The following is a 10,787-nucleotide window of genomic DNA, read 5'->3' on the forward strand; positions in this document are numbered from 1 at the left end:
AATCCTCTCTGTTCCTCCTTGGCGGTATCCTTGTTTAACCCCTTGTGACCGTGATACTGCCCCAATTTGTGCCCTTTGCTGGGGCGATCTGTGAACTATCCGGCGTGCTGGACGGGGCAATATGCTAATGTAGCGGCGTTTTTTGATGGATAAGCTGGCATTGGCCTTTTGTGAAGATGGAATGGTATGCAGAACTTTAACGTAGTGAATTGGCTGATGCAGCAGACAGCCGCCCCGGCGCAGCCGGAACAGGCAATGGCACAACCGGGCGCGGCCCAGATCCTGTGGCAGGTGCCCCATGCTGGCTAACGAATCCATGCGCCTGAACAAATACATCAGCGAGAGCGGCATCTGCTCGCGCCGTGAGGCCGACCGCTTTATCGAGCAGGGCCACGTCTTTATCAACGGCAAGCGCGCCGGGATTGGCGATCAGGTGCAGGTTGGTGATCTGGTCAAGGTCAACGGGCAAGTGATTGAGCCGCGCGAGGCGGACAGTCTGGTCTTTATCGCCCTCAACAAGCCGGTGGGCATCGTCAGTACCACAGAGGCGGGCGAGAAGGACAACATCGTCGACTTCGTCAACCACAGCACCCGTGTCTTCCCCATCGGGCGACTGGACAAGGATTCGCAGGGGCTGATTTTCCTTACCAACCACGGCGATCTGGTCAACAAGATCCTGCGGGCGGGCAACGATCACGAGAAAGAGTATCTGGTGACCGTCGACAAGCCGGTGACCGACGAGTTTGTGCGTGGCATGGCGGCCGGGGTGCCGATCCTTGGCGCTATCACCAAGAAGTGCAAGGTGAAGAAAGAGGCGCCGTTCGTCTTTCGCATCACCCTGGTGCAGGGGCTTAACCGCCAGATCCGCCGCATGTGCGAGCACTTCGGTTTCGAAGTGACCAAGCTCGAGCGCATCCGCATCATGAACGTCAGCCTCAAGGGGCTGCCGGTGGGCGAGTGGCGCGATCTGACCGACGACGAGCTGATCGAGCTGTTCAAGCTGATTGAGGACTCCTCCTCCGAGGTAAAACCGGCGAAGGGTGAAAAACCGAAGGCGGCCAAGGCCCCTGCGGCGTCAACCGCCAAGCCAGGGCAGAGCAAGAAGCCGCGCCGCGATGACGATCACGAGATTGGCGGTCGCCCCAATGTGCCGGGCCCGGAAGCCTTCGAGAAGAAGCCTCCGGTGGGCAAGGTGGGCGCGGGTAAAGGGGCTGCCAATAAAGGCGGCGCCGGAAAAGCGGCCCCCAAGGGTGGCAAACCCGCCGCTGGCAAGCCACGCACCGCTAACGCCGGGCGGCAGAAGAAGGGGCGCTGAGTTTTCCCCCTGAGCGGCGTAAGCCTCACCTTGTGATCCTCAACACAGTCATCCCCAACACACCGGCCTCAGGCCGGTGTGTTGCTTTGGGCCGCAGAGCTGGCCGGGAGGGGAGCAGAAAGGGTTGGCTCGCTGGTGGTAGGTAACTTCATTACGCGAGGGTAGTGGCGCGGGTCGAGGCGCACTACCAGCAGGCTCATCATCAGCAATCCTCCCAGTTGCCACTGCCAGGCGGCCGCGAAGTCGCCCGCATAGTGATAGAGTCGCGCCGCCACCCAGGGGCCGGTGGCCGCCAGCATAAAGCCGAATCCCTGCATCAGGGCGCTCAGGGTACCCGCGCGGCGCGGGTCGGGCAGGTGATCCAGCGCAATCACCATGATCAGCGAAAAGCTGCCGCCAAGACCGGCGCCGCACAGCATGCACCAGAGAATGGGGGCACTGGCTGGTGCCAGCCAGAGGCCGCCAAATCCCGCCAGCTGCATGGCGATGGCAAGGCCCATCCAGGGTCGTCGGTCCATCTTTCGGGCTGCCAGCAGTGGCAGGCCAAGGCCGCTGGCGTGCGCCAGCGCCAGCCACGCCACCAGCTCGCCCGCCTGCGCGGCGCTCCACCCTTGCGCCATATAGGCGGGAGCCAGCCAGGCCACCACGATGCCGTAGCCGCTGTTGATGATGCCAAAGCAGACGATCAGCAACCAGCTGCGGGGCAGGGCAATCAGCCGCTGCTCGCCGTCGGGAATCGCGACCGCCGCGGCCCGTGGCAGACGCACTTGCCACCCTAGCCAGACGAGGGCCAGCAGCACCGGCAGGCTCCAGAGCGCCAGTGCCCGTGACCAGTCGAGGCTGGCCGCCAGCCGTGGCGTGAGACTGGCCCCCAATGCCCCGCCCCCCATCATGCAGGCGGAGAAGATCCCCATCACCAGCGGCACCTTGTGGGCGAACGCTTGCTTGATCAGTGCCGGTAGCACCCCCTGCACCAGTGCCGACCCCAATCCACAGAGCGCTGCGCTGGCGATCAGCAAGGCGCCGCTTTGGGCATCGAAGCGGATGGCGCTGCCAATGCCGAGCAGCAGCAGGGCCGCCCCCAGCAGTTGGCGCGCACTGGCGCGCCGACGCAGGCTGGGGGTTAGCAGCACGCCAATCCCGATGAGCCAGAGCGGCAGCAGGGTGAGCCAGGCGAGAGTGTCCATCCCCAGTGCCAGCCGCTGGTCAATGGCTTGGGCCAGCGGGCCGATGGCGGTGAGAAAGGGGCGCAGGTTCAGGCCAATCAGGATCACCAGTACCAGCAGGGCGAACTGCTGGCTGCGCGCTGCTGCCGGTTCGGTGGCAGCGCTCTTACTCATGGTCATGGCTCTGCGGCTCGGAGCCGTAGAGATCCGCGGCCGTCAGGGTGACGGCCAGTTTGACCAGCGGCAGCGGTTGCGGCGCAAGGGGCAGCCCCAGCGTTTGATAGGCGGCGGTGCTGTCAAAGCCGAACGGGGCCGCATCGGCGTTATCAAAGGCGTAATAGACGGCGGCGATGCCGTTCATCACCAGCGCACCGAGGCACATGGGGCAGGGGTGGCCACTGGCATAGACGATGGCCCCCGCGAGCGGTCCGCTTTGGCTTGCCTTGCGTAGTGCTTCCAGCTCGGCGTGACGGGTGGGATCCCCATCCAGATGGATGCCGTTGACCGCGCTCGCCACCAGTTGGCCATCTCGCACCAGTAGGGCTGCGAAGGGGCGACCGCCCTGCTGATGATTTTCTCTGGCCAGTTGCACCGCCTGCTCCAGCCACTGTCGGTGAGTCTGGAGTGAGGTTGATGGAGTGAGCGATCGAGGAGGGGTAGACGCTACAAGAGGCTGTGACATGGTGACAAACCCTGATTTGACGGAAGAAACGCCAGCCTAGCGGGGGCTAAAGTCATTTTGAAATTAAATGATAGAATGGTTGTCAGTGGTTTTGTAAATGGAGTGCTCCATGCTGGATCCCCTGTTACTGCGCAGTTTTGTCGCCATTATCGATACCGGCAGCTTCACCCGGGCCGGTGAACGGGTCCATCTGACCCAATCCACCATCAGCCAGCAGATGCGCAGGCTCGAACAGCAGATCGGCTGCCCGCTGCTGGATCGCGCTGGCCGTCAGGTGGTGGCGACGGCGGAGGGGGAAAAATTGCTGGGGCTGGCCCGCCGCATTCTGGCGCTGCTGGTGCAGGCCGAAGAACAAGTGACGGAAGGGAGCGTGGCGCTCAGCCTCGGGGTGCCGGAGGATTTCGCCGCAGGAGCCATCACCCCTGTGCTGGCCGCCTTTGCCCGCGACTACCCCGAGGTGCGGCTGGAGGTGCAAAGCGGCCTGAGCCACCACATCTGGCAGCGTTTTGCGGCGGGGGAGCTGGATCTGGCGCTGGTCAAGCAGGTGCGCGGACAGGGCTCGCCGCTTGCCAGCTGGAGTGAGCCGCTGGTGTGGGTCGATAGTCGCGACTGGCCCGCCCGGGAACGGGATCCGCTGCCGCTGGTGGTGTTCCCTAGCGAGGGGCTCTATCGGCGGCAGATGACCGAGGCGCTCGATGGCCTTGGCCGGCGCTGGCGCGTCGCCTATGTCAGCGCCAGTCTCGCCAGTTTGCAGGGGGCGGTGAGTGCGGGCATCGGCGTGAGCTTGCTGCCCAAACGGCTGATGCCCGCCGATCAGCTGGCCCTGACCCAGTGGCCCAAGGTGGCGCCGGTGGAGCTGGCGCTGCATGCCGGGGTAAGCGGGGGCGAGCCGCTCAGCCGCCTGAGTGCAGCCCTGATCGCCCTTTGTGACGAGGTGATGGGGCCGCAATGAGTGACGACGCGGGGAAAGGTTTGGGCGGGAAGAGAAGGCGACGAGAAGCGAGACAAAGGGCAGGATTGGATTAGAGATCCTTCCCCTCCGCCAACTTGCGCTCGTAATCCTGTTTCACAATGGCCAGCGCCGCCAGCACCAGCTCGGGGGCCAGCTGGTTGGTTTCCAGTAGTTCAATCAGATCCACCGCGAGTTTCACCTCGGGCGGGGCAGTTTCCAGTGACATGGGCAGTTTTCCGGTTGCGGGAAGAAGGGGGATTATACAGGGGCGCCGCCTTAGGCCGAAAGCGCCCGCTATGTCGGGCAGGGGAATCACCAAGGTTAGAGGTGCTGGCGCATCTCTTTGTCGATCTCCTCGCGCAGGGCAATCAGCTTTTTGGCGTACTGCTGCAACTGCAGATCGTTCTCGCTCAGCGGCTGCCACTGGGGCACCGGGGTCGGTTTGCCCTGCTCGTCCATCGCCACAAAGATGATGATGCAGTGGGTGGTCTTGTGGCGCTCGGTCTCGGTGGGGTGGCGGCTGTAGACATCCACCGCCAGATGCATGCTGGTGGTGCCGGTGTGGATCACCTGAGCGTGCACCTCTACCAGCTGGCCAATCTGGATGGGGCGCAAAAAGCGGATCCCCCCCACATAGACAGTCACCGCATAGCCGCCACACCAGCCAGCGGCGCAGGCGTAGCCTGCCTGATCGATCCACTTCATCACCATGCCGCCATGAACCTTGCCGCCGAAATTGACGTCAGAGGGTTCGGCCAGAAATTGCAGGGTCAGTTCGCGATTGGGCACAGTCACATCCTTATTGCCTGAAGAGTTTCCCTGAGCTTTGCCCTATCGCGCTGCCCGGTCAAGGGTTCATCCCCGATTCAGGGGGGCGGGGTCACTATCTTGCTCTATCGACGCGAACATAGCCGCAGGAGTGACACCATGAAACAGATGCTGGAACAGTTGCTGGGGGCTGGCAAAGGCTGGCTCAACGAAGGCGGAGACAAGCGCAAGGGGCAGATGCAGGGGGCGCTGGCCGGTGGCGCGCTGGGTCTGCTGCTGGGCAATAAAAAAGTGCGCAAATATGGCGGCACAGCGGCTGCCGTGGGTGGCGCTGCAGCCCTTGGCGGGCTGGCCTTCAAGCTCTATCAGGATTGGCAGGCCCAGCAGGCGGCGCCCGCCCAGCCCACTCATCCCATCAGCTCTCTTGAAGGCAATGCGCTGGATGCCCGCGCGGCGCTTTTGGTGCGCGCCATGGTGGCGGCAGCCCGGGCCGACGGTCATATCGACGGCGCCGAGCGCCAGAAAATTCAGGAGTACCTGACCGAGCAGGGCCAGAGCGATGTGGCCCGCTGGATTGACGCCGAGCTGGCCCGTCCCCTCGATCCCCACGCGCTGGCGCGGGAAGTGACCGACATGGAGCTGGCCACCGAGGTCTATCTCGCCTCCCTGCTTGCCATCGAGGTGGATCACTTTATGGAGCGCGGTTATCTCGACGAGCTGGCGCGCGCCCTCAAGCTTGATGACAACCTGAAAGGAAGCATCGAGCGGCAGGTGGCCCAACTTAACGCCCCCGCCTGATACCCTCATCGCCATGGATTGCCGATAACGCCCCGCTCAAGGGGCGTTGTTGTTTCTGCTGCCCGTAAAAAGATGCGGATGAGCCTATTTGGATTGCGGGGCACAGCCCCTAAGATGGCGCAGAGAGACCACCATTTTTGCAAGGAGCAACCGTTGGAGATACGCAAGGCAACCGCACTGGATATAGACGCCATTGTCGAGCTGAATCGGCAGATTGGAGAGCTCCACCATCAGCACTATCCCGAGGTGTTCTGCCCCCCTTCGCCAGAGGAGCGGGCATTTTTGCTGAGCGCCATCGGTGCGGAAGGGCGTCTGTTCTGCGTTGCCGAGCAGGATGGCAGGGTGATGGGCTTTTTGACGGCGCGGATCGATATCAATGAGAGCGTGCCGTTTCTCACTCGTGCGCCGATTTGCCGCATCGGCTCGGTGGTGGTGGATGAGCAGCACCGCTCTCGCGGGATTGGCAAGGCGCTGATCGCCCATTGCGACCAGTGGGCCAAGGCCCGGGATGCTTACCAAATCCGGCTGGAGGTGATGGCCTTCAACGAGCGAGCCCAAGCGCTCTACGAGGCGCTGGGCTTCAAGGTGCAGTCGCAGATCATGGCCAGATGATCAGTTTCTGATGACGAGCCAAGGCGCGTCACTCCCCAACCACAAAGGCCCGTTACGGGCCTTTGTTCGTTTCGCCAGCGGCTCTGTGCCACGTTACTTGTCACCGAGTTGTGCGGCAATCAGCGCCGCCAGCCGGGTGAGGGCCTGCTCCAGCTGTTCGCTCCAGGGATGGGAGCTGTTGAGGCGCAGGCAGTGGTTGTGTTGCCCCTGACTGGAAAAAAGCGCGCCGGGGGCCACTGAAAAACCGCTGCCAAGGGCTTGGGCGTGCAGGGCGCGGCTGTCGAAATGGGCAGGCAGCGCCAGCCAGAGGAAGTAGCCGCCATCGGGGGAGGAGATCCGCACCTCGTCCGGCAACAGCCGTTGCAGGGCCGCCCGCATCTGCTGCTGGCGCTGGGCCAGGGTGTGGCGCAGGCGGCGAAAGTGGGCATCGACCCCGCCCTGGCGCAGCATCTCGGCCAGCGCCAGCTGGCTCGGTACATTGGTGGAGAGGGTGGACATCAGTTGCAACCGTTGCACCCGCTCGGCATGGGGCCCCGCCACCACCCAGCCGACCCGAAAGCCCGGCGCCAGGCACTTGGAAAAGGAGCTGCAGAGCAGGCTGTCGCCACGCTGATCCCAGTGCTTTATGGGCTTGGGGCGCTCGCGGCCAAAGTAGACCTCGGCATAGACATCATCCTCCACCAGCGGCACCTTGTGGGCGTTGAGCAGCGCCATCAGCCTCTGTTTGTGGCCATCCGGCATGGTGTGGCCCAGCGGGTGCTGCACATTGCCCATCAGCCAGCACGCCTTGACCGGAATGTGGCTCAGGGCGTCGGCCAGCAGGTCGAGATCGATACCCACACCCGGGATCACCGGGATCTCCACCGCCTTGAGTTTCAGCCGCTCGATGGCCTGCAGGGCGCCATAGAAGGTGGGGGACTCCACTACCACCCAGTCACCGGGCTCGGTCAGTACCTGCAGGCTGAGGGAGAGTGCCTCCATGGCGCCGGTGGTGATGATGATCTCCTGCGGATTGACCGCCACCCCGTCGCTGGCGTAGCGCTGGGCGATGGCGCGGCGCAGCGCTTCGTTGCCGGGGGGCAGGTCGGCCACTGTGCTGAAGGGATCGAGTTTGCGCATGCAACTGGCCAGCGCCCGCCCGAGCTGAGGATGGGGGAACAGGGTCGGGTCGGCCACCGACATGCCAAGGGGCACGAGATCCCGCGATTTGCTCGCCTGCAACACCTCGAACACCAGATCGTTGATATCCACCGAGCCGCTGTAGTGGGTCTGGCTCGGGGTGTGCTGCACGACCTGTGGTGAGGCGGCTTTGACGTAGTAGCCGGACTGGGGGCGGGCGAGGATCCGCCCCTGACTTTCGAGCAGTTGATAGGCCTGCAACACCGTCATGGGGCTGAGCCCGTGGGTCTTGCAGCTCTGGCGAATGGAGGGGATGCGCTCCCCCGGTTGCCAGATACCATCGTCGATCTGGCTTTGCAGGCGGTCGGCCAACTGCTGGTAAAGGGACATGATCTGGATCAACTGTTATAGGTGTAATTCAATATAACTGCATCTGTTATAGGTGTCATGCTCCGTGATGTACTTGTCACGCACGAAACGTGCAAGGCAAATACAACAAAAGAGAGTGACGCATGATCAATCCGGATGACGTGGTCAGCCTGTCTCGCCTGCAATTTGGCGCCACGGCCCTGTTCCACTTCCTGTTTGTGCCCCTCACGCTGGGGCTGTCCTGGATCCTGGTGATCGCCGAGTCGGCTTATGTGATGACCGGCAAGGTGATCTATCAGGACATCACCCGTTTCTGGGGCAAACTGTTTGGCATCAACTTCGTCATGGGGGTCACCACGGGGATCACCATGGAGTTTCAGTTTGGCACCAACTGGGCTTATTACTCCCACTATGTAGGGGACATCTTCGGTACCCCGCTGGCCATCGAGGGGCTGATGGCCTTCTTCCTCGAATCGACCCTGGTGGGGCTCTTCTTCTTCGGCTGGGACAAGCTCTCCCGCGGCAAGCACCTGCTGGTGACCATGCTGGTGGCGCTCGGCTCCAACCTCTCGGCACTGTGGATCCTGATCGGCAACGGTTGGATGCAAAACCCGGTGGGGGCCGAGTTCAACCTGCTGACCCAGCGGATGGAGCTGGTGGATATCGCCGCCGTGCTGTTCAACCCGGTGGCGCAGGTGAAGTTCGTTCACACCGTTGCGGCGGGCTATGTGGCCGCCTCCATGTTTGTGATGGGGGTGAGCAGCTGGTATCTGCTGCGCAAGACGGAAGTGCAGTTTGCCCTGCGCTCTTTTGCCATTGCCTCCGGCTTCGGGCTGGCGGCCATCCTCTCGGTCATTGTGCTGGGGGATGAGTCTGGCTATCGCACCGGCGAGGTGCAGAAGGTGAAGCTCGCCGCCATCGAGGCGGAGTGGGAGACCGAGCCAGCCCCGGCTTCCTTTACCCTGTTCGGCTTCCCGGATCAGCAGGCGGAAACCACCCACGCAGCCATCAAGATCCCGTATCTGATGGGGATCATCGCCACCCGCTCCATCGACGAGGCGGTAACCGGCCTCAAGGATATCAAAGTGCAGAACGAGGCGCGCATTCGCAGCGGCATGGTGGCGGCCGAAGCCCTCGACCAGATCCGGCAGGGCGATGACACCCCGGCCAACCGTGCCCGCTTCGAGCAGCACGGCAAGGATCTCGGCTACGGCATGCTGCTGACCCCCTATGCCAGCAATATCGCCAAGGCCGGTGAGGCGGAGATTGCCAAAGCGGTCGATGACTCCATCCCGCCAGTGGCGCCGCTCTTCTGGGGCTTTCGGGTGATGGTGGGGCTTGGTGTCACCATGCTGGGGCTGATGGTGGTGAGCTTTGTCCAGCTCTGTCGCAACCGGCTGCAAGACTCGCCACGGCTGCTCAAGACCCTGCTCTGGAGCATTCCGCTGCCCTGGATTGCCATCGAGGCAGGCTGGCTGGTGGCCGAACTCGGCCGTCAACCCTGGACCATCAGCGACGTGCTGCCGGTCTCGGCCTCGGTCTCTTTGCTTCAGCCGGGCCAACTCTGGTTCAGCCTGATTGCTATCTGTTCCATCTACACCCTGTTGCTGGTGGTGGAGCTGTTCCTGTTGCGCCATGTGATCCGCAAGGGGCCCGCCATTCTCCATACCGGCCGCTACAGCGGTGAACAACCCGAACTTGCGAGGATCGCCTGATGGATTACGCAACCCTGAAACTCATCTGGTGGGCGCTGGTGCTCTTCATGATGGTCGGTTTTATCGTGATGGATGGCTTCGATCTCGGCATCGCCATGCTGCTGCCGGTGGTGTCGAAAGATGACGACGACCGCCGACTGGTGATCAACAGCGTGGGGCCGGTGTGGGAGGGCAATCAGGTGTGGCTGATCGCCGGGGCCGGCGCCCTGTTCGCCGCCTGGCCGCTGGTCTATGCCGCCGCTTTCTCGGCGCTGTATATCCCCATGGTGGTGCTGCTGCTCGGGCTCTTCCTGCGTCCGGTCGGCTTTGACTATCGCAGCAAGCTGGCCGATCCGGTGTGGCGCCGCTGGTGGGATCGGGCGCTGGTGGCCGGTGGTCTGGTGCCTGCCTTGATCCTGGGCGCAGCCATTGGTCTGGTGATGGAGGGGCTGCCGTTTCGCTTCGACACGGCGCTGCGTCTGCACTACGGCGCGTTTGACTTCCACTGGGGCTGGCTGCTCTCGGTGCTGGCTACCGCTATCAGCCTGTTGCTGCTGCACGGCGCCAGCTTCTTGCAGGCCAAGGTGACGGGCACCCCTGCGCTGCGCTCACGGGGCATCGCCATCCTGCTGGCCCCGCTGGTGACCCTCTGCTACCTGCTGGCCGGCTGGCATCTGGTGGATCTGCAAGGGTTTCAGCTGACCGGTGTGGGCACACAACCCTTTGACCCGAATGCCGCTATCAGCCCGCTGATGAAGGGGGTGATCCCCCACGCCGGTGGCTGGCTGCGCAACTATTTTGACTATCCGCTGCTGTGGCTGGTGCCGATCATCGGGGCGCTGGCGCCGCTGGTGAGCGGGATTGCCTCCTGGCTGGCGCGGGGCCGAATTGCGCTGCTGGCCAGCGCCATCGCCTGCGCCACCATGCTCTGCTCGGTGGCCATCGCCCTGTTCCCCTTCGTGCTGCCCTCATCCCTCGATGCGGTCAGCAGCCTGACCCTGTGGGACAGCACCTCCAGCTACAAGACCCTGGCCATCATGTTCGGCATCGTGCTGGTGCTGATGCCGGTCAACCTCGGCTACACCGGCTGGGTCTACCGGGTGGTGCGCGGCAAGCTCGACCGTGCCCGCATCAGGCGCGACGGCCATCAACTCTACTGACCATAAGGAGGACTCCATGTGGTACTTCACCTGGATACTGGGGCTCGGCTTTGCCCTGTTGCTGGGGCTGTGCAACCTGCTCTGGCTGGAAGCGCGCTGGGAAGCGGCTGACCGCGACCAGATCTGATCTGCGGGGTTGCCCCGCATGCCCG

General features: G+C 63.4%; 13 protein-coding genes. 8 read left to right on the forward strand and 5 right to left on the reverse strand.

Annotation, left to right across the window (positions count from 1 at the left end; genetic code table 11):
• Window positions 1-186 precede the first annotated feature (186 nt).
• Together I6G90_RS21375 and rluF are read left to right on the forward strand one after the other, a co-directional pair.
• On the forward strand, window positions 187-309 hold the full coding sequence (locus I6G90_RS21375) for a hypothetical protein (protein ID WP_269668393.1): 123 nt from the start codon (window positions 187-189) through the stop codon (window positions 307-309).
• Complete coding sequence (rluF, locus tag I6G90_RS02635) at window positions 299-1,315, forward strand: 23S rRNA pseudouridine(2604) synthase RluF (protein WP_197929622.1); 1,017 nt, start codon at window positions 299-301, stop codon at window positions 1,313-1,315. Before I6G90_RS21375 ends, rluF begins: the two co-directional genes overlap by 11 nt.
• A gap of 68 nt (window positions 1,316-1,383) precedes the next feature.
• On the opposite strand, the gene I6G90_RS02640 is transcribed toward rluF, so the two are convergent.
• Complete coding sequence (locus I6G90_RS02640; protein WP_197929624.1) at window positions 1,384-2,655, reverse strand: MFS transporter; 1,272 nt, start codon at window positions 2,653-2,655, stop codon at window positions 1,384-1,386.
• Window positions 2,648-3,163: a nucleoside deaminase gene (locus I6G90_RS02645; protein ID WP_197929626.1), complete on the reverse strand. Its 516-nt coding sequence runs from the start codon at window positions 3,161-3,163 to the stop codon at window positions 2,648-2,650. The genes I6G90_RS02640 and I6G90_RS02645 overlap by 8 nt, the downstream gene beginning before the upstream one ends.
• 109 nt (window positions 3,164-3,272) lie before the next feature.
• Here I6G90_RS02645 and I6G90_RS02650 point away from each other — a divergent pair, with 109 nt between their 5' ends.
• Entirely contained in the window at window positions 3,273-4,115 is an 843-nt protein-coding gene (locus I6G90_RS02650; protein WP_197929628.1) for a LysR family transcriptional regulator, read from the forward strand.
• 70 nt (window positions 4,116-4,185) lie between these two features.
• Here I6G90_RS02650 and rsmS read toward each other — a convergent pair whose 3' ends face one another.
• The gene (rsmS, locus tag I6G90_RS02655) at window positions 4,186-4,341 is read right to left on the reverse strand and encodes a pleiotropic regulatory protein RsmS (RefSeq protein WP_021230652.1); all 156 of its coding nucleotides are present in this window, start codon (window positions 4,339-4,341) and stop codon (window positions 4,186-4,188) included.
• 95 nt (window positions 4,342-4,436) lie between these two features.
• Complete coding sequence (locus I6G90_RS02660) at window positions 4,437-4,904, reverse strand: acyl-CoA thioesterase (protein WP_040067811.1); 468 nt, start codon at window positions 4,902-4,904, stop codon at window positions 4,437-4,439.
• A 138-nt stretch (window positions 4,905-5,042) separates the two neighbouring features.
• On the opposite strand from I6G90_RS02660, the gene I6G90_RS02665 reads away from it, so the two are divergent.
• Window positions 5,043-5,681, forward strand: coding sequence for a tellurite resistance TerB family protein (locus I6G90_RS02665; RefSeq protein ID WP_197929630.1), 639 nt, complete (start codon window positions 5,043-5,045; stop codon window positions 5,679-5,681).
• Window positions 5,682-5,834: 153 nt separating this feature from the next.
• Entirely contained in the window at window positions 5,835-6,293 is a 459-nt protein-coding gene (locus tag I6G90_RS02670; protein WP_197929632.1) for a GNAT family N-acetyltransferase, read from the forward strand.
• Window positions 6,294-6,386: 93 nt separating this feature from the next.
• Here the strand turns inward: I6G90_RS02670 and I6G90_RS02675 are convergent, their stop codons facing one another.
• On the reverse strand, window positions 6,387-7,802 hold the full coding sequence (locus I6G90_RS02675; RefSeq protein ID WP_197929634.1) for an aminotransferase-like domain-containing protein: 1,416 nt from the start codon (window positions 7,800-7,802) through the stop codon (window positions 6,387-6,389).
• 122 nt (window positions 7,803-7,924) lie between these two features.
• Here I6G90_RS02675 and I6G90_RS02680 point away from each other — a divergent pair, with 122 nt between their 5' ends.
• The 3 genes from I6G90_RS02680 to cydX are packed head-to-tail and all read left to right on the forward strand — an operon-like array spanning window position 7,925 to window position 10,762.
• Window positions 7,925-9,496, forward strand: coding sequence for a cytochrome ubiquinol oxidase subunit I (locus tag I6G90_RS02680; protein ID WP_075113113.1), 1,572 nt, complete (start codon window positions 7,925-7,927; stop codon window positions 9,494-9,496).
• Entirely contained in the window at window positions 9,496-10,635 is a 1,140-nt protein-coding gene (gene cydB, locus I6G90_RS02685; RefSeq protein WP_197929636.1) for a cytochrome d ubiquinol oxidase subunit II, read from the forward strand. Before I6G90_RS02680 ends, cydB begins: the two co-directional genes overlap by 1 nt.
• Window positions 10,636-10,651: 16 nt before the next feature.
• Window positions 10,652-10,762 (forward strand): cytochrome bd-I oxidase subunit CydX, encoded by a 111-nt coding sequence (gene cydX / locus I6G90_RS02690; protein WP_041208534.1) that lies wholly within the window; start codon window positions 10,652-10,654, stop codon window positions 10,760-10,762.
• The last annotated feature ends 25 nt before the right edge of the window (window positions 10,763-10,787 follow it).

This window comes from Aeromonas allosaccharophila (genome assembly GCF_016026615.1).
GTDB lineage: Bacteria > Pseudomonadota > Gammaproteobacteria > Enterobacterales > Aeromonadaceae > Aeromonas > Aeromonas allosaccharophila.